Raw genomic sequence first — 26,646 nt, forward strand, 5'->3', positions numbered from 1 at the left:
TAATGGTGAAGAAAAACACAACTGTTTACTTTTTAGCAACTACCAATTATCAATTACCAAAAAGACCAACTCCTTTGTAAGTAATTAGCCGAACTTGATATAACTTCTTTATCCCTGCTACTTTATACTCTATTTCTCCGAATGTGTGTATGTAATTTTACTTAAATAAATTTATTCTGTCAATTTTGGTATTAACTTCAATGTCACAGTAATATTTGCTGTAACATTTTTTAGTTGCCACATCCGATGGTATTCAATCTGACGCCAAGGCTCAACCATATCTTTGTAGTGCTTATGGAACGCATGACCTGATTGGCCGGGGGTGTGAATCGAGAGTGAGTTATCCAAATTTTCCAAATCTACAATCATCCGCAGTGAAGGAATATCCGTAACTTCAAAGGATTTGTTTGCTTCCCAACGGTTAGCATTCACTGTTTCGCCATTACCTGCCGTGGCAAAAGCACCACGATTAAATAAAGCTTCAATTGGTGCAACCCCAGATTTACCTAAGGTGGCATTACGAAAAGTAACAGTATGCAGTTTGCCCCAATTCCAGTTTTTCGGGTCTTTACCTTGAATACGTTCTAGTTCATCCACAGCTTTAGTAAAGGATTCCCGGAGGATTTGGTCGCGGTTCTCAGCTTTTGGGGTGTTATGATTATCCCACCAAGAACTATCAGGCTGTTTGACCAGATTTGCTACCACAGCATACCAGCGATCGCCGCCATCAGGAAAGTACCTTTGAGGCAATTGATCGTCAAATGTATCTGCTAGCAAGTGTTTCCAGAATACTTCAAATAGAGCCGCAGCAGGCGATGTCATTTCCAACTGCAAATTCCAATCTCGTAGCAGTTTTTGGGCTGCTTGCAAGCGGGGTGTATCGACTGCGATTGATTGTAGTAGTGGTACTAAGGTTTGTGCATTGAGATTGCGATTATCACCCTGTATGTGCTGTACATCTTTAAGGGAAATCGGTTGAGTTTGTTGTGAAATCATCTCCACAATCCGCTTTGCCCGATAGCCATAAACCCAGTCTGCGGTAATTAAATAAGGGTATTCACGCATAACTGAATTATTTGCAGTAACAATAAAACCTGCGGTTGGATTAAAACTTTTGGGCAATTCCTCAAAATCAATATAGCCCTGCCACTCATACTCATCCGTCCAACCAGGAACCGGATAACGCCCATCTCCCTTAGCTCGAATCGGAAATTTACCAGGCATTTGGTAGCCAATGTTGCCATCAACGTCAGCATAGACCAAATTTTGAGCCGGGACATCGTAATTGCTGGCAGCAGTGCGGAATTCCTGCCAGTTTTGGGCACGATTCATTTGGGGAATGGCATACCCTAGCTTGGAAGGTTGTAGAGCTGTCCAACGCAGAGCAACCGCATAATTTGGTGGCAATTCTAGAGGCTGATAGCGAGTTACATTCAATGAGGAAAATGAGGCAGATGAAGGGGATGTTACTTGCGTATATTCTTTATTTTTGAATGCTATTTCTGAATGTAACTTAGTATGGCTGGGTTGGAACTGCTGGAGATTGGGTGAAACATCAGAGAGAATCGGCCCGTGTCGGGTATAGCGCACCGTTTGCACGATTGGCTGAGTTCCTGCAACTTGAATCGTCTGTGAAACGAGTTGCATATCAACCCATTTACCATTTACCTCATACTGGTTGGGGTTTTTCGGGTTGATTTTCTCGATGTATAAATCCATAACATCAGATTGGACATTAGTTACACCCCAGGCAATGCGATCGCTATGACCGATAACTACTCCAATCATTCCTGCAAAGGAAAAACCAGCAACATTATAAGGACATTCTGCACTCTTAACGGTACAGTGTAAGCCAACCTCATACCAAATAGAAGGAATTTGCACACTCAAGTGGGGGTCATTAGCCAAAATCGGCTTCCCTGTAGCCGTGCGTTTGCCAGATATCACCCAGTTATTTGAACCAATGCCAATTCCCGTAGAACCAATTAATTTTTCTAAAGCCATCATTGGCTGAGTAATTGATTCTAAAGCAGAGAAGAGGGAAGAAGACGCAGCAACGGAAAGACGCGGCAATGTGGGGAAAGAACTCTTTTTATCCTCTTTGTTCTCGAAGTCCGGCAAAATCACTGGTAAATCTGGAGGATACGGCGGAAAAAGTTCTTCTACCTGAGCAGGAGTGAGGGTTTTAAGCAGTATTGCACGTTCAATCTCATTCTGGAAATTTCTGCTCAAATCATAAGCCATCACCTTACCCCAAGTCAGAGAATGCAGTATTTGCCAAGGCTCTGGCTGATATCTCGGATTGAGGAATTTTAGCACAGCATATTCTAAACTCAAGGTGCTGCCTTGATGTTTTGCTAAATAAGCGTTGACACCATCAGCATAAGCTTCCAAGTACGCTCTCATCTCTGCATTAATCAGCTGGATTTCTTGCTGCGCCACTCTCGCCCAACCCATTGTTCGCAGATATTTGTCAGTATCAATTTGAGACTCACCAAATATTTCTGAGAGTCGCCCAGAACCAATGTGTCGCCAAAAATCCATTTGCCAAAAGCGGTCTTGGGCATGAGTGTAACCTTGTGCCATAAATAAATCGTGGGAATTGGCAGCATAAATATGGGGAACTCCCCATTTATCGCGCTCAACGGTTACTTCGGCTTTCAATCCGGGTAGCTGAATTGTGCCATTTTCTTGGGGAAATGATTGACGCACAATGTGAGTGGCAAGTCCGATTAACAATAGCCCCAGGACTAATAACATAATCAAAGTTCTTTGAAGAATCTGAGGAAACCAGCGTTTCCTGGAGCTTTTGATTTTGGCTTGCCGTGGCATTTTCGAGTGAAATCAAGCGACATCATACAGCTTAAAACATTACAGGTTCGTTTTTGTTCGAGTTAAGCAGCATTTATCCGACTGCTTAATCTTTGGATATGCGTGCCACGAATACTTGTAAGTCAGCTTTTAATGAGCGATCGCTTTGTTAATATCACGTGAGTTCAACTGCTCTACCTCAGATTAGCCGAACGGCATAGATTGCGCTCCGTAAAAAAGTGCGAATAAGTGTTCAGACTTGAGGTAGGGTTTACTTACACAGCTACAATAATCTTAAGAATACTTTGAACTAGCCTAAAAATATTTTTAAGTATGATCGCCGGAGGCAAAAAATGAGCTTAGCTGGATTAAGAATTGTGTTGGTAGAGCCAGCTGGGCCGATAAATCTTGGAGCGATCGCCAGGGTAATGAAAAATTTCGGGTTACATTATTTAGTATTAGTAAATCCCCAATGCGATCCCCTATCAGCAGAAGCTTTGAAGATGGCTGTTCATGCTAAAGAAATTTTAGAATCTGCGGTAGTAGTGGCAACCTTACCAGAAGCATTACATGGATGTGTTAGGGCGATCGCTACCACAGGTCGCATTCGTAGTTGGGAAATACCTTTAGAAAACCCCCGCACTGCACTACCATGGCTACTGGAGGAACCAAAAAAACCCGCAGCCTTGATTTTTGGTAGAGAAGACCGGGGATTAAGCAATGAAGAATTAAATTATGCTCAGCGGTTTGTTTGCATTCCCACAAGTCAAAATTATCTATCCTTGAATTTAGCTACTGCTGTAGCAATCTGCTGTTATGAATTGTCACAATCTGCCCAGCCAAGAGAAACTCAAACCTTACCCCAAACCGAACTCGCATCTTTAGATGTTGTGGAAGCATACTACCAGCAATTAGAATCACTATTATTGAAAATTGGTTATTTGTATCCACATACCGCAGCTAGTCGCATGGAAAAATTTCGCCAACTGTATAATCGCGTTGGGCTGCAAAGTGGGGAAGTAGGAATGCTGCGAGGAATTTTACGCCAGGTAGAATGGATGCTTGAAAGCGAGAAGGATGGTGAAAACTTATAATTATTAGTTTAATATATACGCAATCATCCCCCCAAAATATTTAATATGGCTTAAATTAAACACAAAAACGCTACTTAGTGGCAAAGTGGAATTTGAGGATTATTATTGCTTGAAGGTTAAGTTTTGGGTCAGGAGTCTGCCAGAAAACAGTCCAGTGGGTCACAAGGAGTAACAGTGTCAGAGTCGAGTGACGAACTAACAGCTTTCTCGCGGCGTCAACCCTTAAACCGCCGCCAGCGTCCACAAAAGGTTCAAAAAGTGGCACCGAAGAAAGTGAAAGCTAATAACCAGCAGCAAGTTGTTGCTGGAAAAACGGCGCTAGCACGCCCAAAAAATCGCATCAGTCCTCCGGCAACCCCAGCGGCTACACGCAAGGTAAAATCGGAGTTACTTATGCCAGTGGCAGTCAAACCAATACCGACCGTAAAGGGAACTCCCTTGCAACGAAGTACTGCAAGAGTTAAAACAGTGCGGATGGAAAAGCCAAGAACCAGCAGACGTTCATCCCACAAGACGCGGTTAAAGCCAACAGCTAAAGCCATATTGTATGTTCTGCGGTTGTTGATTGTGGGTGTTGGTATGGGGGCAATTGTGGGCACTGTGTTATCTATATTAGACCCAGCTAATCGGATTACTACAAATTCAGCGCCCCAATCTAGTAATAGTAATGTGGGACAATCGCAGCCGCAACCCACCCCTACTCCCCCAGCTGCATCTTCAAGCCTATACTTATCTCAGGAAATTATTTCCTTAAAAAATGCGGTGCAGAATTTGACCACCAGCAACCTAAATCTGAAACCTGGAGTTTTCCTAGTAGATTTGGATACTGGTAATTATGTAGATATTGATGCCTCTACCAGTTTTCCTGCGGCTAGCACAATCAAATTGCCGATTCTAATTGCCTTTTTCCAAGATGTGGATGCAGGAAAAATTCGCCTCGATGAAATGCTGACCATGCAGCAAGATGCGATCGCAGGTGGTTCAGGAAATCTGCAATACAAATCAGCCGGAACCCAATACGCTGCTTTGGAAGTCGTCACTAAAATGATTACCATCAGCGATAATACAGCCACAAATATGCTAATCGCCCGATTAGGAGGGATAGACGCTTTAAACCAGCGTTTCCGCAGTTGGGGATTGACAACGACAGTGATTCGCAATCAACTGCCAGATTTGGAAGGCACAAACACCACTAGTCCCAAAGAACTAGGGAATTTGATGGCGATCGTCAGTCAGGGAAATTTAGTTAGTGTGCCATCACGCGATTTAATGCTCGATATCTTGCGTCGTACCCAGAAAGACACTCTGCTGCCATCTGGTTTGGGAACAGGTGCCAGAGTGTACCACAAAACAGGTGATATTGGCACAATGCTGGCAGATGCAGGTTTAATTGTTGTTCCCACTGGCAAGCGCTACGTAGCTGCTGTCATGGTACAACGCCCCAACAACGACCCTCGCGCTGAAAAACTGATTAGCTCGATTTCTCGGGTCGCTTACCAAGAGTTTAGCCAAAATGCTGTTACACCCAGCAGTACTACAAGCACTATACCTGCCAGCGGTTATCAACCCCAGATTGTCAATCCTGTTTTACCCAACGGGACCACAGGCAATGTACCCATGAACGGCTATCAAGCTCCGATTATCAGTCCTGTACCCACAAATGGTTATTCATCTCCAATTATTAATCCACAGTATTACCCCCCAAGATAATTTGGAATTATTGAATTTTTAACTTGTATTTCTCATAATATCTACCACTCCTTAGATAAAATTTTTTGTGGGAATTTTTGAATAATTAATACCAATTCTCAAAAATAAAATTATAAATGATGACGCGGGGACTGGGGAGCAAACAATTAATGACTTGGAGAACGACATTCATCTTTATTGTACTGGCAACCCTGGTTACCGTACTTGTAGGTTGGTTGACCTCAATTGGAATATTACCAATTAGTCCAGTGATTAACTATAGCGATGCAGGACTGAGATTTATTCATGTCTGGATATTGTTAGCGATCGCAATTGGACTTGTTCTTCCTACAATTGTATTTCTTGTTTGGTTAAAAAATCCTCAAGTTCGGAAAATATTTGGTTTTTATTTATTAGTGATTGTCATCCAAATTTTCACTGAAAATATAGTTAGTAGTCTTTGGTTAAAAAGTTTAGTAGTTATTATTGGTACACTTTACACTACATTTCGAGTTTGGCAACTTTGGTACGAGCAGCAATCTCTTAAAACTACTAATTTATCTCAACTCAACTTGAAGATAATTAGTAGTGTCTTGTGGCTGCTGCTTGGGTTTTGGTCAAGTAATTTAATCATGCTGTTGACTCTCTCCTGGCCAAGTATTTTATAGTTTTGCAAATTTAAAGATGAAATAGCTTAATATTCAGACGCTCTCTAGGAAACGCTCTTGCTAGCTTCCTTCTCCGTAATAATACGCAGACTTGGCTTAGTTGCCCATCATTCAGTCAAACTCCAATTTATGCACAATTATGATGCCTCAGCGGAGCGTCTTTGGCTTTGCTCTTGAGTTCTGAACTTCTTTATAAATCTAGCTATTGTTAGATGCTGCAATTTTGTTAAAAGCTATAATTTACATCTGTTGCACCGAGAGATTAACTTGTGGATGCTATATTAGAACGATCGCACGAATTAAAACAAGCCTTAGTTGATTTTGTCTTAGATGCAGAAGGCGAGCTCGCGCAAGCACTGGAAACTTATGCAGCTGCACAACTGCGCCGTGGAAGTGGTGACAGTACACAGCAGGACTTAATCATTGATCGCTTTCTCACAGAAGGAAAAGTTGGCGAACACTCACCATTAGAGTTGTTTATTGAAAGCGAGCCAGATTTAGACCAGAGCGATCGCAACTTAATCAACAGTTGGCATCGTAGTTTTATTGGCTTATTTGCCATTACTAACATCCTACCTGATGGCTTTGAATTAACCAACTGGTTGACAGACAAACACTACACTGTCAAACCAAACAATCCTCAAACATTACAGGCAATATCTCGCTTGAAAGTTGGAGAAATCTTATTAACTCGCATTTCTCCCGTTACTGACAGCTATTGGATATTCTCTGGCCCTTACACACTCATGGGTAAATTAGGTAAGCCAAAACTGGCTGTGGCAATTGGTAATTTCAAAGAAAACTATAAAAGTAATCTTTACAGCGATGCTCCCGACTTGCTAGAGGAAGCTTGGCAATCGGTAGCACAATATCATCAACAGTTTATCGACTTTTTTGGTACTGATGAGATTACATTACCTGGTTACCAGCTAAATAAAAAAATAGCAGAATTCCAAGAGGTAATTACTGAAAAAACCTTGGCAGCAGCAGGAATTGATACTTCCAAATCTCTGGCGGAAGTAGCAGAGGAAGCTGGCATTGATGATGAAGAAATCAAAGCCGCAGCAGCAGAATTTGGTGCCGACTCTAACGCCGTTGCTCAGATATTTAACAACAAAAAGGGCAATTCTAAAATGGTGATGCCCAAGGTTGATTTACCTGCTGAACTTAAGAAAGCAGAACAGGTAACGGCTCTTTCTCATCCTCGTTGGGGACAAATGTTTTTACCAACATATAGTAAGGTACAAACAATTTTACTGGCAGAGGATTGGCAAAGTATTGAAGGTGGCGAAAAACTAATTCGCTACTACCTCGAAGACAAAAGTATTAATGCCTTTATTTGGCATCGATTAGCGCAACAATATCCAACTCAATTAGAAAATGTCTTGCAGAAATATCTCCAACGTCCAGAGTTTCGCCTTGAAAGTGACTTGGACACACTTTTACAAGAATTCAACAAACCTCTTGAACCAGAGTTACCGGAAATTGCTAGTGTCCCAATACATTTACACAACTTATTTCAGGAAGCATTAGCAGAAGTTAATAAATCTAAACCGAAAAGTAAGGGGCAACAAAAGTCAGCAAAGGGTTTTCAAAGAAGTTAATAGGTACATAGAAAACCCTCTCATTACCTATGTAGGATGGGCTTCTAGCCCGTCCAGTGCGAACAAGATCCCGAATAAAAAATTTATTGTAACAATTTAGCGTACGCTACTACTTAAGATTTACTTGATAAATATTGTCTACGGACTGACAAATAATATTCCACTGTTCATAGTCATCAGTCAGCAACTTCAAACGGAATAATTTATTCGTTGAAGTTCCTCTGAAATAGAATTGCTATACATATTTAATGAGCGCTAGATATCAACTGAGCAATCTCATCTACAATTTCCTCTGGACTCTCAAGCTTGACTAGAAATCTATCGAAGCCAGCATTCAAAGCTTTATCACTTGAGAATTCCCGTGTATAAGAAGTAATGGCGATCGCAGGCAATTCTCTTAGGGATGGGTTAGAATGCACTCGAATTTGCTTAATTAACCAATTTCCATCATGATTGGGCAACTTTATATTGCACAACAGAAGATGGGGATGAAGCGATTCGATCAAGGCAAAGGCTGCTTCTGCATTACTCAAAGCCATCACCTGTGCGCCAGCTGTTTCTAAAATAAAGATGAGTAAATCTGCAATCTCTGGCTCATCCTCTACCAGTAAGATCAGAATGCCACTAAGTTGCTGAAGCGAATTTACCTTAGTTTCTTGGTTGAATTTTTGCTCGATTGTCATACCGTCCTTTTTTTGCCTGCTATATTCTGCTATTTCTATTGCAGCGCATGGAGCGGAATAAGTATTCACCCTAAATACACAAACTTGAGGTGAAAAGCTTTATCAATATGAAGAAACTAATTTATCAATCAACATTGACCGCCCTGTCAAATTAGCGATCGCCTCGACTAAGTTTTCTGTGTTCACAGGCTTTAAGAACCATTGGTCAAACCTTGCTTCCGGCTTTGAAAATCCGGCTTCTGACTGTCCGAGTGCTGTGAGTGCGATAACAGGAGTGGGTTTTTCGAGCGGCTCTTCGATTTGCCGGATCTGACGTAGTAGCGAATAACCATCTTCATCGGGCATGGCAATGTCAGTAATTACTAAATCTGGCCAAAGTTCGACAAACGCTCTTAAGGCTCGATCTACCGTGAAAGTTGAATGAACTTCGACCCCATAAAACTCAAGCAAACAAGTCATCCAGACACAGGAATCGAGATCGTCATCAACCAATAGTATTCGCAATCCGTCGAGTGTAGAAATGTTAGGAATTGCCATGACTAGGAGTCTCACTGTAAGTGAATGTCTTACTATCTAACAATAATTTAAGAATTAGTCTAGTTTCAGAAAAAATAAGATTTTCCTTATTTTCCTTAACATTTAGCAACATTTTTTCTCAGAATTGAACTGCCTAACACAGAGAGTAGGAATCCAGAAGCAAAGTGCTGTATTCTCGAATAGTTAAAGTACAGGGCTTTGCAATCTACTATACAAGTATTCCTCTGACCAAGGTAAGCTTTATTTTTGAATGAGAAAAACTTCAAATAAATTTTATAAGTTTAAAAATCTTAATAATTTTTATAATATTTTATATTTTGACGCTGCATTTTTGTAGTACTGATGACAAATATTTTTTGGTAATAGGTAATTAAAGAAAAGCTCTTACCCATTACCCATAACTGATTACCGAGGTTCAGATTGAGTTGACACTGTTAATACTTGTGGTGGTGTAGCATCGGGTGGATAGAGAAAGTCTACTTCTACTAAAGAGCGATCGCCAGCTTTCATATTTAATAAAACTAAGGGTTCTCCTGGCTGACCTCGCTTTTGTACTAAATGCACAAACTCTGTTTTTGGTTGATTTTCCTCGTCTGTGTAACGTACCCGCACTGTTCCTCGGAAGAATACTTCACGGGCTGGTATACTCAAAAAGCGTAATCCTGGTTTAACTAACTGCTCCTCTTTGAGTGGAGTTTGGATCGATACACTCACAGTTTGCGGACTTTGGCTATTGTTATATAACGGCAACTTCAGACTATATTGAATTCCATAGTTACCATGAGCACGATATGCAGTGTCAGGATAGCGCACCAGCATCTTAGCACTTTGAATTTGACCAGTTCCTAAAGTACCGCCATGCAGGGTACTCAAAGCATAGGAAAACATTTCACCAGGTTGGGGAATCGTTAAATACTTGACTTTAGGATTATCTACTAATAAGGCTCTCCACTGGGAACCAGCAACCACTCCAGCAACACGCCCATAAATTATTGGCTTGTTAGTTTCTTCTAGGGGAGTGGGAGTTTTATCCCGCGGCCCAGCCAAATCACCATTATCTAATAAATTTTCCCACTCTTCCAAAGTCGGCGCACGTTCGCTACCATCAGGATTTATTTGGGCGAACATCGCTAGGCTAGCAGCATAAACAGTACCATTACTCCGCAGTCGCATTAATGTAGACCGACCATTAAGAGGTGGCGTCAATCCCTGTACCGGAATTGGTAAATTTAGTAACATCCGACTTTGCCCTGGTGGGATGTTTATTTGGGCGGGGAAAATTTGTTGTCGTTGTCCCCTTAATATATCAGTCATAACGCGATCGCCCGGCCCAGCAAAAATTTTCCCTAAGGGATTTTGGCTAAAAGATGGTAACTCAATAAATGGTGCATCTGGTTGACTCAAATAACTCGCCGCCTGCAAAATATTTACTTTCACCGATTCCGCACCAGGGTTATGCAAAATTATTCCCAGATAAAGAGAACGTAAATTTTCTGGTGGTTCAGCTTTCGCAATATGGTGAGCAAAAATATCAAATCGCCCTCGAAAGGGAAAATTTAAATGTGCTGTTGGCACTTTTTTACCATCTGCTGGAAAAGTCGAAAGTAAAATTCCTTCTCTCAAAACTAATTCCGGACTATTGCTATTAAAAGTTGGCACTGTATCCAACTTGCCTGGTAAAGAACGCACTTGTTGTGATTGCACCACTTCTTCAGGCGGTGGTGTAACAGGCGTGAATTGGGCTATTGGGGAAATTAGTAACAATGGCAACATTTATTTAAGTATTAGTTTGAACACACAGACACTAATAACTTGATGAAAGTGCCAGATTGTTAATAATTAATAAGAAATCAGCAAGAATACCACTTAAATTTTCTCCATTGAGAACCGGAATGTGAACAAAGATACAACGCGCCGACAGTTGGCTTTGGTTTAAGTAGTCCAACACACAATAGTAAAGACCTTCGCAAACAAATTTACCGCAGTCATGGCTAATCTCAATTGCTGCGGCTCCTGTGATTAATTTTTCTAAATCAACATCTGTGTGCAAAACACTTTCTCCACAGCTAGCGGTTAATTCCACGCTTAACTGTGCGCGACTTGCAGCCATACCACAGCAGACGATGTAATCGGGTTGAATAGACTTGATATTTTCAATTACCTGAGAACTGGCCAGTTGCACATCTACGGGTAACCGATGCAAAAAAGTTAAATTATGGGGAATCAACTGAAGTTTCGTAACTTCTATTAATAAATCATCAGATGAATTTGACTGTTGATCGCTTAGCCAAGTGTCAAAGGAAGTTAATAGAATTCTTTTGAACATAACAAATATTATTTAAAATAGGAATATTATTTAGAATAGAAAAACCCTCCATAATAATTTTACAAGGAGCAGGTAAATGCCAGTGATTGCGGTCGTAGACTACGAAATGGGAAATTTGCATTCAGTTTGCAAAGGGTTGGAAAAAGCTGGAGCAACTCCTAATGTTACTTATTCTTCAAAAGAATTAGAGCAAGCAGATGCAATAGTTCTGCCGGGAGTGGGAGCTTTCGATCCCGCAGTTCAACATTTACGATCGCGTGGTTTAGAACAACCGATTAAAGAAGCGATCGCTTCTGGCAAACCTTTCTTAGGCATCTGTTTGGGATTGCAAATTCTTTTTGAATCAAGTGCAGAAGGTATCCAACCGGGACTGGGAATTATCAAAGGAAAAGTACGACGATTTCGTCCAGAACCAGACATTACTATTCCTCATATGGGTTGGAATCAGCTGGAAGTGACTCAACCAAAAAGTCTTTTATGGGAGCATTTACCCTCGAATCCTTGGGTATATTTTGTCCATTCTTACTATGTTGACCCCATAGAAGAGCAAATGCGTGCAGCAACCGTCACCCACGGTACTCAAACTGTAACAGCTGCGATCGCCCATGAAAACCTGATGGCAGTACAATTTCACCCCGAAAAATCTTCTAATATCGGATTGCAAATCCTGTCTAATTTTGTTGCTCAAGTACGGGAAAAAATTCCTGCCTAATAATATTTTTGTCCTTCGTCATTTGTCCTTTGTCGTTTGTGAAAAAATGAAAATCACCACTGACCAGTAAACATTGACTAATGACCAATGACTAATGACTAATGACTAACGACCAATGAGCCTGAGAATTTACGGAAATCGCCAGCTAAAAACTTTACCAGGTAAAGAGACTAGACCTACTAGTGCTAGAGTCAGGGAGGCAGTCTTTAATATTTGGCAGGGAAAAATTACAGGTTGTCACTGGCTAGATTTGTGTGCTGGTACTGGTTCAATGGGCGCAGAGGCTTTATGTAGAGGAGCCGTCTTAGTCGTGGGAATTGAAAAATCGAGCCGAGCCTGTGCCACTATTCAAGAAAATTGGCAGCTCTTAGCTAATCCCGAACAAGAATTTCGGATCATGCGGGGAGATATTATTGGGCAGTTAAAGACATTATCAGGCAAGCAATTTGATAAAATCTACTTCGATCCACCTTATGCCAGTGGATTGTATGAGCCAGTTTTAAAAGCGATCGCTCACCATCAACTTTTAGATCCTAACGGTGAAATCGCAGTTGAACACGCTTCACAAGGTTGGACATTAACAGAGATTCCTAATTGGGAAATTTGCCGCCAGAAAGTTTACGGCAACACATCACTTACTTTTTATAGAATTGCACCTTAGGGGGATGAGGAGATGGGGAAATGGCGAGAGAATTTCACCCCACCACCCCATCACCCCATCACCCTCCTAGCTCATTGAAGCGCTTAAATTGCTTATAAGCAGCGTAAAACAGTCCAGAAAGAGTAACGAAAATTAGGCCAAGGACAATACCTGAGAGCAGGGGTTCAACCACTGTAAGTCTCCTCTTTGCAATTATTCAATATTTGTTTCCCGTTTTTGATTTTACCAAATTCGGTATGAATCCTGCGTTCTATAACCTTTTGCAAGGACGACCATCCAGATTAAAATTGTCTTCTGTGCTTGCAGACACAATCAAGAACTTTTAAGCTATGTGTAGGAAATGAAAACTTTTTAGCACACCTAGACCTTCACCGCAAACCTTTTGAATAACCAGATTACCAAACCTGAAATATTGATTCAGCGCATCGTTTTATTGACGCTGGCCATCCTGCTAGCAGTCCCTTTGGGCTTTTTTGGTGTTCATTTGGTTCGAGCTTCTGATCCTTATGTCAAAAGCGTTTTATCCCTAACAGGAAACCCAATTCAAGGACACGCTATTTTTCAAATTAATTGTGCTGGTTGTCATGGCTTGGAAGCAGACGGACGAGTGGGGCCGAGTTTGCAAGCTGTCTCTAAGCACAAGTCGCAGTATGGACTGATTCATCAAGTCATTAGTGGCGAAACGCCCCCAATGCCAAAGTTCCAGCCTAGTGCCCAAGAAATGGCAGACCTTTTGAGCTACCTAGAGTCGTTGTAACACGTTAGATTCTTTGGTTGCGAAATACGTAAACCCCTCATCCAAAAAGGTAGTATTAAATATGCTGCCTTTTTCAGTACATGAAAATTTTTAATATATCTTAACAAATTATCAGAATTTCCAGATGTACTTTACTCTTTATTTATATCTGCTGGTTTTTACGTAGAATCTATGATAAAAACTCAGATAAATTGTATATTTTAAAGTATATTAGCGAATTACTATATTAATTATTCCCAAACTGAGGTTAGCGTACCTAACTCAGTGGGATTAAGGCAAAAGTTCCCATCGGCTACGGTATAGCTTCTTTGACACACCAGATATTCTTAAGATGCCCCAAAGCTAATGATTCAAGCGCTCCAAATCGGTAATCGTACAATCGCAGCTAGTGAACTGATTTCTTTACTGGCGAGTTATCAAATGCTGCCACAATTGCAGCGAGAATTAATCGTTGATGAAGCGATCGAGCAAAGCTCACGCTCCGCCAATGTCGTAATCGAGTTTACACCTGAAGAAATAGCCCAAGCTAAACAGCAGTTTTACGCTGAAAAACAGTTGAAAAATGAAGAAGACGTTCAAGCTTGGATGGCACGTCAAGGTGTGACTTATGAACAATTAGAAGGGATTACCACTCGAAAGCTGAAAATTGAAAAATTTAAGCAAGCGACTTGGGGTAATAAGCTCGAATCCTACTTTTTTCAGTCCAAGTCAAAACTTGACAAAGTAATTTATTCTCTATTGCGAACCCAGGATGTGGGAATTGCTCAAGAACTTTACTTTCGGATTCAAGCTAAAGAAAACTCTTTTGCTGACTTGGCGCGGGAATATTCACTCGGGCCAGAAGCCCAAACTGGCGGTTTAGTAGGCCCAGTTGAACTGAATGCCTTACATCCGCTAATGGTGCAAATGCTCTCTAGCAGTCAACCAGGTCAAATATTACCCCCTACCCGCATTGCTGAATGGTTTGTGATTTTACGGCTAGAAAAATTTATCCCCGCACAATTGGATGAATTGATGAAAACCCGCCTACTGAATGAACTATTTGAAACTTGGCTACAAGAACAACAAAAACAAATCATGTCTGCACAACGAGAACAAGCTGCAACACAGACACAGGAAGATGTTTAAAAGCCATTAACCTAAGTATGAGAAAGTGACTGTTTTTACGATACAACCTGATGCTCTTTGCGCCAAGCCTGAGGAGGCAAACCGTGATGTTGGCGAAACTGGCGGGAGAAATGGGATACATCTTGATAACCCAATGCTTTAGCAATTTTCTCTATCGTCTGATTATTATTTTGCAGTAAGGAACGAGCTCCTGCCATTCGGCGTTTGACAATCCAGCAGTTAACAGTCTCTCCTGTTTGCCTTGCTACTCGGTTAGTTAAGTAAGCCGGTGAGTAACCAACTGCAACAGCCACATCACACAAAGTAATTCCTTGGTGGTAATGGGCTTCGATGAAGTCAAAAACTTCTTTTAATTCGGGAATGCAAGGAAAGATAATGGATTCTCCATTGGAGGCTTCAGTTGGGGACGCTACGCCAACACTAACCTCAACATTACTATCTTGTGCGATCGCTATACTATGATTATCTATAAATACTGATTTCGAAGCTTTATCGAATTGAATTGCACACCAGGATCGGAGATTAGCTTGCTTTTGCAGTCGGGTAGCGATCGCTCTGAGCAATTCCTCTAGTGTAGAGGGTTTGGTAAGATAGTCATCTGCCCCCAATTCCATAGCTTTGCGAACATCTGCTCTGGCGCTACTGCCAGTCAGAAAAATAAAGGGAATAATCGCTGTCAGAGGATTTTGGCGTAGCATAGCTAGAACGCTATAACCATCGATATCCGGCATTGTAATATCGCAAATTACTAAATCTGGTATAGACTCTTGTGCTTGTTGAATACCAGCAAGACCATTATTAGCACCTATCGGCTCAAAACCTTTAGCTTTAAGACCCTTTAAATAAAGATTGCGCGTCACGTTATCATCTTCAATGACAAGAATTTTCTTTGACGATTGATACATTATTTAGTCTCACCAAAACTTTTTGCGATAAATAATTGCTAGACTCTTGCCTCAGGTAAAAATAGAAATAAGATTAATTGCCTTTTTTTAAGAGTTAGGAATGTTCAAATATTAAATAAACAATTATCTTGATTTCAACACTCATAACTCAGAATTAATGAACTTATGATTTCATTATTGGCAACATCACAGTAAAGGTACTGCCCACATCAACTTCGCTTTCTACAGAAACTTGACCTTGATGTAAGTCTACAAGAGTTTTCAGAATCGATAGCCCCAGTCCAGTACCAGGTATATGATCAATATTACTACCTCGAAAAAATGGCTCAAACAGTCGTTGTTGATCCATTAGCGAAATACCAATACCTCTATCTTGTACCTGGAAAATTACTTTCTCTTTATTCCAAGATAACTGCAAATCAACTACTAAATTGCCAGGAGAATATTTAATTGCATTATCAAGCAAATTCTTCAAAATAGGTTCTAATAGTTTTTTATCTATACAAGCTATTGAAGAATTCTCTTGACTGATAAACTTTATCTGTTTTTGGTTAACATTCATCTGCATTTGGGCAACTATATCATGACAGAATTGAACTAGCTCAAGCGGCTTTGGATCAAAGTTGAGTTTTGCTGATTCTGCCTTAGAGAAGAACAGAATATTATCCAACATCTGGCTGAGTTCTTCAGTGGCTATTTGAATGTGATCGAGTAATGGTTGTATTTTCTTCTGTGTACGTTTATCTACTTCTTCCTTTAGTAAGCTATTAGAAAATGAAACAATATTCAGTGGAGTACGAAATTGATGACAAACCATAGAAAGAAAGCTGGCTCTAAGTTCGCTCAATTGTTTTGCTTTTTCTAAAGCTTGATTAAGGTTTATTTCTGCATGTTTGTAATCGGTAATATCGATGCTTGCAATCATTTCGACTGGCTTTCCACCAAAATCCAGCACTCCATCCAGCATTACAACTGCACAAGCTAGCCAGCGTTCCGTACCATTTTTTGTGAGAATATTCATCTCTTGGTATTCAAAGTTAGCTGCCTCAGCTTGGTTACGTCCGTGTCTGCGTTTTTTACTTTTAATTAGTCGGCGCAAATCAAAACCTGTTAGCAATTCCTGTTTTGTGTAGCCAGTAAGTTGCTCTACTGCTCGATTTACGTAGCAAAGCCGCGTACCTTGAATCAAGAAAGTGCTAGCATCCGTTGTTTCTGCTAAAGTCCGAAATCTAGCTTCGTTCGTGCGTAATGCTTCTTCAGTTCGTTTAGAATCAGTAATATCCCAAATACTCCAGACCCTACCAATAATTTTGCCTCCAAGCCAGTGAGGTTTAGAGCAGTGTGCAAAGACTCTTCCATCGTTTAATTCTAAAATGTCATAGCTCTCGAAATCAGATTGGCTAGATACTTCCCAAACGAGCCGACTAAAAGCTTGTGGATCTTTAAGTTGCTTCTCAAAAAAGGCTTTGCATTGAGGACATTTTTTGGATAGCATTAAGGATTCTGGGATCTGCCACATATCTAGAAATTTCTGATTTAAGCTCAGAATATCTCCCTCAAAGTTAACTACAACAATCCCAATGGCAGTAGATTCGAGAGTGGAGCGAAGTAAAGATAGGGATGCTTCTAGTTCTATTTCTTTGGCCTTGAGTTCAGAAATTTCCTGTTGTAAATAGTCTCTAGCACCCTTGAATCCATCAGTCCACTTTTGTAGACTTAATTCTACTATTTCATCAGTTTTCTCTCGGACAAAGGCACAACCAAATTCCATATCTTGGTCTTTTACATAGGTAATGGATATTTCTACTAGAAATATCCGACCTCCCTTTGTCCGATACCGAGATTTAAAAGTAAGAGAATTTTGCAATCTAATATCTGACCAATTGTGTAGCGAAAAGTCTACATCTAGATCATCCAGTGTCATTGAAAGTAATTCTTCACGCGAATACTCAGTCATCAGACATGTAGCATCATTGACATAGAGAAACTGCGCGTTTGCTCCTAAACAGAAGGCAGCATCTACAGCCTGATTTATCAGGAAGTGAGCAAATTTCATCTCTACTTCTGGCTGTAAGAGCCGCTGTGTGTTGGATGTAGTTAATGTATAATCGCTAGGATTCATATCTCTACTTGCTCCTTGTAAGCAATCAGCACCATAGCTGTTAATGAGTTAATAATCCCAATCACTTAAAATCCTTAATACAGTGTTAGGCTGCTGAAAATCGAGTTATTTTGCGAATGAAATAAAATTATTAACTAACTTTACAAAACTTATCATATCAACAAAAAGAATAAAAAGCTAAGATTTTAACCCAAAAATCCTAAAAAAAAATTAAGATAATTAAAGTTGATTATTGACTAAATTAACTTTTTATGCATATAAGACATTTAGACTAATCAAATCAAGATTAGTCCATCAAGCTTATTAGGTAAGAGTTAAAAACCCTTAATCTATTAAGTTAAAAACTATTTAAAATTTTAATTGCGTCAATATCACAGCTAACGAGTAGCTAACGACATAGATACACCAACCAGAATCGTACCTGAGAGCAACCTAGAAAATTCCTAAAAAACCTATAATCTAAGCTTTTTGATTTTGAATTCCACATAATMTTGCAAACAAGCAAGCTAAGCGCAGCTTCTTATACAAATACGGTACTAGTGTATAGTCGTTTGATTGTGAACATAAATGAATTTGCCCTGGTTGGATAGGCTTTGATAAGCAAAAATTTGCTAAGCAATTCATTTTTTAATCAATACCTTCGCCAAAATTAGAGTATTAGAACTAAATAAAAAAGCTAAATTCCCTAGCTAGTAAAGGTTTCCCGCTCTTAAATTTGTGTTGAAAACCATATCCCGAAAGCGGGACTATGGAGACATTTTAAAAATTAGCAAAGGTATTGTTAACTTATTTTAACGTGCACTCTCAGGGATTTAACTATAGAAAAATGCCTCTAGTCATCTGTCTCAAGAAATACATTGTAATTTTTGCTGATTCTGGGCGAAAAATTAAAGGCAACTTTTTCACAACAGACGGTAATTAGGGGACTGACAAATAAAAAATATTTCGCTGCTCACACTCAACACTCAACAGTTATCAGTCATCAATCAGCAACTTCAAATGGGACAATTTATTTGTTGGAGTTTCTAGCTTAGAAGCTTTATTTTGTAGTACATTGCTACAATCATCTCTTTTAGCTGAAAGTCTTGTCTGCCAAGAATTAATGATTTTACTCTGGAGGAAGTAATTTTATAGGGATAAGTAAATCAGCGTGATTAAACTAAACTATGTAAATCTTTGTTATGAAAAAAACTAAAGGTTATTTTCTTTGTCCTCTTATACCTTAATCTTATTAATATAGTTTTGTTTATTCCCACCGACTTTCTTAACGCTTAGAAACCTGTTGTGATTGCTCAGGCTTTAATTTTGTCTGATTTTGGTGATGAGTTAAATCAACGAACTTATTAGCTTCACCTTTATTCACCAATACAATCTAGCCAGATGTGAGAAGTAAGCTCAAACACTTTTGATGTACATCAAAATTAAAACATTTTTTACTGTAAATCTAGTCATATAGCTAAAGAGCGATCGCAATCAACTAATCTTCCTAAGTAGTTAAATGGATATTGTAGCCATCGCCACAAAAGCGAAAAATTTGACATGGTAATCGAAAGATTTTTCATTGCACACTAATCTTGATTAGATTAAATCTCATCAGTTGCTCAAACTTTATACACGCTGAGTGTTAGGTAACTAGTGTAATCATCATATCAGCGAAAAATTTGACACGCTGATCAAAAGATTTTTGATTGCACATCTCTATTTATCTCCTTTATTCTAATTTCTGGAAGCACAGCTTTGATTACTATAGGCTTTGCAAAATTTTTTTAGTAATCGGCTTACAACCATTAATCAGTAGCGCTCGAGCCTTTCTACTATCTACTAAGCTTGGTGATAACTGTGAAAAATATAGAGTCGTCTGTATTAAATATTTTCACTGCTGTGATTGTAAACCGAGCAGCATTTATGTAACTTGATGTAATTACGTGAAATCTATGAGTCAAAACTATACAGGTTCAAACTCTCCTCTAATTGCTACTGAGCCATACAACGAATTCCCACCAAACAAATATGTAGAATCTGTGTCTAACTCTCATCAAATTGATGAATCCCAGAAGAATGGGGAAATTCAACCTTTTTTCTCCAATGAAACAACCCCAACACTCTCAGTTGCAGATGCGATCGCCCAGATGTTAGTCGATTTGGGAATAAACTACGCCTTTGGTGTTGCTGGTGGGGCGATGGCAGGCCTTTGGGGCGCATTATCGAATAGCACCATAGAGGTGTTGAACTTCCGTCATGAAGCAGGAGCCGCCTTTGCAGCGACCGAAGCATATTTTGCTAGTAATCGCCCTAGTGTAGTCTTCACCACAGCAGGCCCGGGGATCACCAACGCCCTCACCGGCTTATTTGCGGCTCGTGGCGAAGGTGCAAAGGTGATTTTGCTATCGGCTTGTACCTCCGCACCACAGCGTGGACGTTGGGCAATTCAAGAAACCAGCACCTACACATTGCCGAGCGGAGGAATTTTTACGCCAGGAGCGCTATTCAACTATGCGATTACCATCGAATCTGCCGCTCAACTCCCACAGATTTTTCGTAAACTTGCCCTAGCTTTGGCGCAACCAGAAGGATTTGTTGCTCATTTGAGCATTCCTACCGCTGTGCAGACAAGTTTAGTTCAAGATGTAGCCTTGCCCCAACTAGATGTTTCTCATTTTGGGGTAACTCCTTCTAGTGAAGCGATCGCTAAATCTGTAGAGTTACTATCATCCGGCCCCTTTGCTATCTGGGTCGGTTTCGGTGCGCGTGACGCAGCAGAGGAAATCCGCCAACTCGCCGAAAAAACCGGAGCAGCTGTGATGTCCTCACCCCGTGGTAAAGGCATCTTTCCTGAAGATCATCCCCAGTTTATCGGTGTCACGGGTTTAGGCGGTCATGCTTCCGTCTTGACTTACATGGAACAGCAACCTCCATTACGCACGCTCGTATTAGGCACTCGTCTTGGCGAACCAACTTCCTTTTGGAGTTCGGCCTTAGTTCCTAGAGGTGGCTTTATCCATGTAGATATTGACCCAGAAGTGCCAGGAATAGCTTATCCACACGCCCAAACTTTCGGGGTTCGGTCTGACATCAAAACATTTGTTCAAGAACTGTTGCAGCGCTTACCAGATGCTCCTGATAATTTTGTACTGCCCCTACCTCGTCCAGAAAACAAAGCAATCGAACCTGCTTTGGAAGTAGACTATCCAGTGCGACCAGAAGTATTGATGGCAGCAATTCAAAAGATTGTTGTTGAGGGTAGCGATGCCATAGTCATGGCAGAGTGTGGTAACTCATTTACTTGGTCAACGCATCTACTACAATTTACCCAAGCCAATCGTTACCGAGTCAGCACCGGAGTTGGAGCAATGGGTCACGCTGTCACAGGAGTGTTGGGTGCAGCGTTAGCGAACAATAGCAAAGCTGTAGGTATTGTCGGCGATGGGGCAATGCTGATGAATAACGAAATCAGCACTGCTGTAAAATACAAAATTCCGGCTATTTGGATAGTACTCAACGATGCACGTTACAACATGTGCCATCAAGGGATGAAAATCTTGGGATTAAAAGGTGCAGACGCAACACTGCCACCGACAAACTTCGCCATGATTGCTCGTGGGATGGGAGCAGAAGCGGTCGTAGTTGTTAGAGAGTCGGATATTGAAGCCGCATTAGAACAAGCACTTGCCTCAAATGTTCCTTTTCTGGTCGATGTAGTAATTGATGGCGATCGCTCAGCACCTTCTGGTGGACGTAATAAGAGTTTGGCAGCACAAGGAGTCAAATCAAGCCCAACTCAAACTCCAGCCAAACCAGTTTCATTTCCCTTAGTTTGACTTTAAGAGCCTTCTAATTAGTATCTTTCTCTTGGCAGTACTTTTTTCTGAGAACCTACACGCTAACGCTACCCTTCCGACTTCTCTACACGTCTAGAGAGGGCAACAAAAAACCTGCGTTAATTAACCCAAAATCAATATTGAGAAACCAAAATGCTGCTATTTGAAACTGTTAGAGAAATGGGTCACGAACAAGTTCTTTTCTGTCATGGTAAAAATCCAGAAATTAAGGCGATTATTGCCATCCATGACACAAGTTTGGGGCCAGCAATGGGAGCTACAAGACTCTTTCCTTATATTAGTGAAGAAGCTGCTTTACAAGATGCTCTTCGTCTAAGTCGTGGAATGACATATAAAGCTGCCTGTGCCAACATTCCAGCTGGTGGGGGAAAAGCAGTTATTATCGCTAATCCAGAGAATAAAACAGACGACTTGTTGAGAGCTTATGGACGTTTTGTTAACAGTATTAATGGACGTTTTATTACTGGACAAGACGTAAATATTACCCCATCAGATGTGCGAACAATCAGTCAAGAAACTAAATATGTTGTTGGGGTATCTGAAAAGTCTGGTGGGCCAGCTCCGATAACCTCTTTAGGAGTTTTTCTTGGAATTAAAGCTGCTGTCTGGTTTCGTTGGCAAACTCAAAGACTTGATGGACTGAAAGTAGCAGTTCAAGGTTTAGGAAATGTAGGTAAAAATCTTTGCCGACACTTGCACGAACATGATGTTCAACTTTTTATCAGTGATATAGATCCAGCAAAAGTAAAAGAAGTAAAACGGCTTTATGGTGCAACTGTTGTAGAACCATCAGAAATTTATTCTCTTGATGTAGATATCTTTGCTCCTTGTGCTTTAGGAGCAACTCTTAATAGCCATACAATTCCTTTTCTACGAGCTTCTATTGTTGCTGGTGCAGCTAATAATCAATTAGAGAATGAGCAACTACATAGTCAAATGCTTGCTAAAAAAGGAATTATTTACAGCCCAGATTATGTAATTAATGCCGGAGGACTAATTAATGTTTACAACGAAATGATTGGCTATGACGAAGAAAAAGCCTTGAAGCAAGTCCATAACATTTATGACACATTACTAGCAATTTTTGATATTGCTAAACAGCAAGGAATTACTACTAATGATGCTGCCAAACGATTAGCAGAAGATAGAATTGCCAAGGCTAAACGAAACCAAACTAAAACTGTTGCAGCTTAATTGTTAATTTCAGGAGTTAAAAGTGGAAAAAAATACATTTGCAACATCAGCTTATATTGCTACTTCACCAAAGATTGCCTTTGACTACCTTTGTAGTTTAAAAAACTTGGATGAATGGACGCTTTATAGTCGGATGAAAGAGCAAATCGATGAAGATACCTGGTTGGGAAGTGCCTCTGGTTATCACAACAATCTCTACTACCACGTTAAAAAACTAGAGAATCCACTTTTCTACGGTATCGAGTGGCATTGCGGGTTAGAGTATCAGAAATATTTTCAGGTTTACCCTGTTTTGCTCTTTCCTACAGACTACATTGAGCCGGGGACAGATGAAAAAGGTGTGTACTTTCACTGGTTGAGCTTTGTCGATCCTAAACGGCAGACTCAGATGATTATGCAGGGAATTCATACAGTACACACTTCCGAATGTCGTTCTCTCAAAGGTAATTTGGAACGCAAGGCTGGTCTGAGTGCAGCAGCCAAAGGACGCTACTTTATCGATACAGACACCATTTATGTTGATGCCCCTGTTGAAATTGGGATTGAATACTTAAAAAACTTACAAAACATAAATGAGTGGGCGCATTTATTACGACCAAATGGTGAGATTGGTCTGGAATCAGGAGAATTCAAAGATGAATATGACCAGAAGGTAAAAGTTTCTGTACGAGTTCATAGTTTGAGTAAATATTACTTACTTGAACAAGAATATTTTTATCCAGATTACGAATATTATCAGCGTTCTGTAGCGCTACTTATTCCAACTGCCTATGCTTTCGCTGACCCTGAGGCTTCTGGTTTTATCTTGCATCGAATCACATTCTGGAAAGCAGATGGAACTGTCACCCACGGCAAACTTCAAATTGAAGACTTTGGGGCTGAGAGCATGAACATTAAACGTTTACTCGAAGCCAAAGCTGGCAATCTCAAATCATTTGATCGCGGAATGAGCTATTTGCCAAAAACTCAAGAGTTATTGGTCAATAGTCATTAGTCATTGGTCATTGGTCATTCGTTATTGGTCATTAGTCAGTTAACAAATAACAAATGACAAATGACAAAAGGCAAAATATGAAACTCAAACAACTTACTATTACTTTTCTCACTCTTTGTATTGCTGCTTTTTGTGGAATCAAAGCTGCCTCAGCTACATCGTTTTCGGTAATTGCTGACGGTTTATATAATCCCGGAGGTCTAAGCTTTGACCCCGATGGTAATCTCTATGTTACAGAGGCGGGAATCGGGGGAAATGGAGCTTGTGTTCCACCACCAAGTGGTCAAGGCGATTCTTTATGCTATGGCACAACTGGTGCAGTTACCAAAATTGAGAATGGTAAGACTAAGCGGATACTTACAGGGCTTCCTTCTTTAGCATTACCAGATGGTACTGGAGGGACTGGCGCTCGTGATATCCAATTTGATGCTACAGGTAAGCCTTATGTTCTGATTGGGTATGGGGCTAATCCAGCCTTTCGCGATCGCAATTTGGGTAACACAGACCTCGGTAAAATTATTGCTCCTGACTTTAATACTAATTCCTGGACGAGTGTTGCTGATTTAGCTAACTATGAACTCGCCAACAATCCCGATGGTAGTGATGTCGATAGCAATCCCTTAGGTTTTGTAATTGACGGCAATAAGTTAGTTGCAACTGATGCAGGTGCAAACGACTTGTTGAGTGTAAATACTGATGGTAGTAATTTGTACGCTCTTACCACATTTCCTCAAGAAATATTGACTAATCCAGTCTTTCCGCCTTCTGGTACGCCATCCAATGAACCTGCACAGGTGCCATCGGAAAATGACCCGCCGCCATCGCAGTTTGCAACTCAAGCAGTACCCTCAAGTGTGGCCAAAGGACCTGACGGTGCTTATTATGTCAGCCAATTTACTGGTTTTCCCTTTCCAGAAGGTGGGGCTAAAATCTATCGAATTGGCGCTGATGGTAAGCCAACAGTCTTTGCAGATGGTTTTACCCAACTCACAGACTTGCAATTTGATACTGCGGGCAATTTATATGCTTTGCAGTACGCCAATCAGTCAGCCTGGAAGGGTAATTTTGATGGTTCTGTAATCAAAATAGCTGCCGATGGGACTCGTACAACTCTTTTGAGCGGCAATGGATTAGAGTCGCCTAGCGCCTTGACTATTGGTGCTGACGGTGCAGTATACGTCACAAACCGAGGCGCTAGCCCAGGACAAGGACAAATTCTCAGAATTGAAAATGTCAAGTCTGTTCCAGAACCTGATTCTGTTTTAGGTGTATTAGCGATCGGTGCTTTGGGCGTTGGTTGGCTGCACAAGCACAAGAATCCCAAACCTTCAATAGATAAAGTCATGGCGCTCAAGTAAATAATTTTAAACCAATACCAGTACCTCTCAATCAGAACATTTCCCCTCCATTCCTCAAACACTGGGATTCGTTGTCTTTAAAACCATAAAAATTTCCACTTATTTAACTCTCAATCTCCAAAAGTATGAAACTCAAGTCATTTGCTTTTACATCTGTTACATTTTGTTTTACTGCTATTTGTGGAATCCCATCTGTACAAGCTGCAACCCTGACGACAATTGTTGATGGAATTAGTAATGCACGGGGTATTAGCTTTGGTCCTGATGGCAGTCTCTACGTAGCAGAACCAGGTATCGGCGGAAACGGAAATTGCCAACCATCTCCGAGTACGTTGTTTCAACCTATCTGTGCTGGTAACACTGGTTCACTAGTTAAAGTTTCACCTAATGGTACCAAACAGCGTTTACTTAATAACTTTCAGTCTCTAGCAGAACAACCTACTGGCAACCAAGGCGCTGGTATTCAAGACATACAATTCGACTCTTCAGGACAAGCCTATCTTCTGACTGGGTTTGCTGGTTATCCAGGAAACCGTGATTTAGCAACACTTAACCTTGGTTCTCAATATCCTATCCCACCGCAGCAACTTGCTACTTTTCCGCCATCAACACCTGATAAAGTTTTGAATACACCGCTCTTAGCACAACTGTCCAAAGTTGACTTGAACACAGGAGCTCTCACCAGTATTTTTGACTTTGCTAAGAATGAAATCACCAAAAATCCAGATGGTGGGGATATCGTTACTAATCCCTATGACCTGACTATCAATGGCGATAGTGCTTATGTCGTTGACGGAGGTGGAAACACTGCTTACAAAATCAAACTTGACGGAAGTGACTCCCAGGCAATTCCAATTCCTAAAACTATCATTAGTAAGTCCGACTTACCACCAGGATTACAATTACCTCCTGGGTTATTAGAGGAGCTTCCAGGAGGAAAAATCGCAATTCAAGCAGTACCCACAGGTGGCGCAATTGGCCCTGATGGAGATTTGTACGTTGGCGAATATACGGGTTTTCCTTATCCAGAAGGTAAATCACGGATTTATCGCATCGGTAAGGATGGAAACCCAGAACTTTATCTGGATGGGTTTACGCACATCACAGACTTAACGTTTGATGAGAATGGCAATTTGCTGGTCTTACAATTCAGCGACACCTCCCAATTAGGGGGTGACATCACAAATCTACCTGGTTCTCTGATCCAAGTTGCTCCTAATGGCACTCGCACAACACTTGTCGCAGCAGGTCAAGGGCTAGATTCGGCTGATGGAATTGATATTGGCCCTGACGGCAAGATTTATATTACCAATCGCGGTGTTGGTCCAGAACGAGGGGAGGTTGTTCGGGTGGATGGTCTCGTTACACAAGTAGTCCCCGAACCTGGTTCACTAGTCGGCTTATTCGCACTTGCTGGTGTAAGCGTAACTGCTGCTTGTACTAAGCGCAAACGCCAACAAAAGTTGGGTGAATTGGTAGCTAAAGCAGAAACTGTCTAATTCCTCTTTACCTGGCTTTGTCAGGGAATGCTTACAGAAAGGCTGCTGCCTCATACAGAAAGTTG

The 26,646-nt window shown here is 40.7% G+C and carries 21 protein-coding genes; 13 read left to right on the forward strand and 8 right to left on the reverse strand.

Annotated features, from left to right (window positions below; translation table 11 throughout):
• Positions 1 to 171: 171 nt before the first annotated feature.
• On the reverse strand, positions 172 to 2,760 hold the full coding sequence (locus tag FCR06_RS25395) for a penicillin acylase family protein (RefSeq protein WP_411268021.1): 2,589 nt from the start codon (positions 2,758 to 2,760) through the stop codon (positions 172 to 174).
• A gap of 404 nt (positions 2,761 to 3,164) precedes the next feature.
• Here FCR06_RS25395 and FCR06_RS25400 point away from each other — a divergent pair, with 404 nt between their 5' ends.
• The 4 genes from FCR06_RS25400 (at position 3,165) to FCR06_RS25415 (ending at position 7,866) form a co-directional block, all read left to right on the forward strand.
• Positions 3,165 to 3,905, forward strand: coding sequence for an RNA methyltransferase (locus FCR06_RS25400; protein ID WP_138504664.1), 741 nt, complete (start codon positions 3,165 to 3,167; stop codon positions 3,903 to 3,905).
• 174 nt (positions 3,906 to 4,079) lie between these two features.
• The gene (locus tag FCR06_RS25405) at positions 4,080 to 5,615 is read left to right on the forward strand and encodes a serine hydrolase (protein ID WP_138504782.1); all 1,536 of its coding nucleotides are present in this window, start codon (positions 4,080 to 4,082) and stop codon (positions 5,613 to 5,615) included.
• A gap of 149 nt (positions 5,616 to 5,764) precedes the next feature.
• The gene (locus FCR06_RS25410) at positions 5,765 to 6,262 is read left to right on the forward strand and encodes a hypothetical protein (protein WP_223280285.1); all 498 of its coding nucleotides are present in this window, start codon (positions 5,765 to 5,767) and stop codon (positions 6,260 to 6,262) included.
• A 269-nt stretch (positions 6,263 to 6,531) separates the two neighbouring features.
• The gene (locus FCR06_RS25415; protein WP_138504666.1) at positions 6,532 to 7,866 is read left to right on the forward strand and encodes a hypothetical protein; all 1,335 of its coding nucleotides are present in this window, start codon (positions 6,532 to 6,534) and stop codon (positions 7,864 to 7,866) included.
• Between the two features lie 245 nt (positions 7,867 to 8,111).
• Here FCR06_RS25415 and FCR06_RS25420 read toward each other — a convergent pair whose 3' ends face one another.
• The 4 genes from FCR06_RS25420 to FCR06_RS25435 form a co-directional block, all read right to left on the reverse strand.
• Positions 8,112 to 8,549: a response regulator gene (locus tag FCR06_RS25420; protein ID WP_138504668.1), complete on the reverse strand. Its 438-nt coding sequence runs from the start codon at positions 8,547 to 8,549 to the stop codon at positions 8,112 to 8,114.
• A 102-nt stretch (positions 8,550 to 8,651) separates the two neighbouring features.
• A complete protein-coding gene (locus FCR06_RS25425; protein WP_138504670.1) occupies positions 8,652 to 9,086 on the reverse strand; it encodes a response regulator in 435 nt (144 codons plus the stop codon).
• Positions 9,087 to 9,491: 405 nt separating this feature from the next.
• On the reverse strand, positions 9,492 to 10,859 hold the full coding sequence (locus tag FCR06_RS25430) for a DUF3370 domain-containing protein (RefSeq protein ID WP_138504672.1): 1,368 nt from the start codon (positions 10,857 to 10,859) through the stop codon (positions 9,492 to 9,494).
• A gap of 31 nt (positions 10,860 to 10,890) precedes the next feature.
• Entirely contained in the window at positions 10,891 to 11,412 is a 522-nt protein-coding gene (locus FCR06_RS25435) for a peptidase C15 (RefSeq protein WP_138504674.1), read from the reverse strand.
• 76 nt (positions 11,413 to 11,488) lie between these two features.
• Between FCR06_RS25435 and hisH the strand changes: the two genes are divergently transcribed.
• Positions 11,489 to 12,124: an imidazole glycerol phosphate synthase subunit HisH gene (gene hisH / locus FCR06_RS25440; protein ID WP_138504676.1), complete on the forward strand. Its 636-nt coding sequence runs from the start codon at positions 11,489 to 11,491 to the stop codon at positions 12,122 to 12,124.
• Between the two features lie 115 nt (positions 12,125 to 12,239).
• Positions 12,240 to 12,785: a 16S rRNA (guanine(966)-N(2))-methyltransferase RsmD gene (gene rsmD, locus FCR06_RS25445; protein WP_138504678.1), complete on the forward strand. Its 546-nt coding sequence runs from the start codon at positions 12,240 to 12,242 to the stop codon at positions 12,783 to 12,785.
• A 58-nt stretch (positions 12,786 to 12,843) separates the two neighbouring features.
• On the opposite strand, the gene petG is transcribed toward rsmD, so the two are convergent.
• On the reverse strand, positions 12,844 to 12,957 hold the full coding sequence (gene petG, locus FCR06_RS25450; RefSeq protein WP_138504680.1) for a cytochrome b6-f complex subunit V: 114 nt from the start codon (positions 12,955 to 12,957) through the stop codon (positions 12,844 to 12,846).
• Positions 12,958 to 13,167: 210 nt separating this feature from the next.
• On the opposite strand from petG, the gene FCR06_RS25455 reads away from it, so the two are divergent.
• Positions 13,168 to 13,542 carry a c-type cytochrome gene (locus tag FCR06_RS25455; RefSeq protein ID WP_138504682.1) on the forward strand — a complete coding sequence of 125 codons (375 nt, stop codon included), beginning with the start codon at positions 13,168 to 13,170 and terminating at the stop codon, positions 13,540 to 13,542.
• A 345-nt stretch (positions 13,543 to 13,887) separates the two neighbouring features.
• Positions 13,888 to 14,670 carry a peptidylprolyl isomerase gene (locus tag FCR06_RS25460; protein WP_138504684.1) on the forward strand — a complete coding sequence of 261 codons (783 nt, stop codon included), beginning with the start codon at positions 13,888 to 13,890 and terminating at the stop codon, positions 14,668 to 14,670.
• 35 nt (positions 14,671 to 14,705) lie between these two features.
• On the opposite strand, the gene FCR06_RS25465 is transcribed toward FCR06_RS25460, so the two are convergent.
• Together FCR06_RS25465 and FCR06_RS25470 are read right to left on the reverse strand one after the other, a co-directional pair.
• Positions 14,706 to 15,575, reverse strand: coding sequence for a response regulator (locus FCR06_RS25465; RefSeq protein WP_189523579.1), 870 nt, complete (start codon positions 15,573 to 15,575; stop codon positions 14,706 to 14,708).
• A gap of 163 nt (positions 15,576 to 15,738) precedes the next feature.
• Complete coding sequence (locus tag FCR06_RS25470) at positions 15,739 to 17,697, reverse strand: scytonemin biosynthesis sensor histidine kinase (RefSeq protein WP_138504688.1); 1,959 nt, start codon at positions 17,695 to 17,697, stop codon at positions 15,739 to 15,741.
• 1,934 nt (positions 17,698 to 19,631) lie between these two features.
• On the opposite strand from FCR06_RS25470, the gene scyA reads away from it, so the two are divergent.
• From scyA to FCR06_RS25495, 5 genes are all read left to right on the forward strand, one after another.
• Positions 19,632 to 21,515, forward strand: coding sequence for a scytonemin biosynthesis protein ScyA (gene scyA / locus FCR06_RS25475; protein WP_138504690.1), 1,884 nt, complete (start codon positions 19,632 to 19,634; stop codon positions 21,513 to 21,515).
• 153 nt (positions 21,516 to 21,668) lie between these two features.
• Positions 21,669 to 22,730 (forward strand): tryptophan dehydrogenase ScyB, encoded by a 1,062-nt coding sequence (scyB, locus tag FCR06_RS25480; protein ID WP_138504692.1) that lies wholly within the window; start codon positions 21,669 to 21,671, stop codon positions 22,728 to 22,730.
• 22 nt (positions 22,731 to 22,752) lie between these two features.
• Complete coding sequence (gene scyC, locus FCR06_RS25485) at positions 22,753 to 23,724, forward strand: scytonemin biosynthesis cyclase/decarboxylase ScyC (protein ID WP_138504694.1); 972 nt, start codon at positions 22,753 to 22,755, stop codon at positions 23,722 to 23,724.
• Between the two features lie 77 nt (positions 23,725 to 23,801).
• A complete protein-coding gene (locus FCR06_RS25490) occupies positions 23,802 to 25,082 on the forward strand; it encodes a ScyD/ScyE family protein (RefSeq protein WP_138504786.1) in 1,281 nt (426 codons plus the stop codon).
• A gap of 125 nt (positions 25,083 to 25,207) precedes the next feature.
• Entirely contained in the window at positions 25,208 to 26,581 is a 1,374-nt protein-coding gene (locus FCR06_RS25495) for a ScyD/ScyE family protein (protein ID WP_138504696.1), read from the forward strand.
• Positions 26,582 to 26,646 lie beyond the last annotated feature (65 nt).

It is taken from the genome of Nostoc sp. PA-18-2419 (genome assembly GCF_005869855.1).
Taxonomy (GTDB): Bacteria; Cyanobacteriota; Cyanobacteriia; order Cyanobacteriales; family Nostocaceae; genus Nostoc.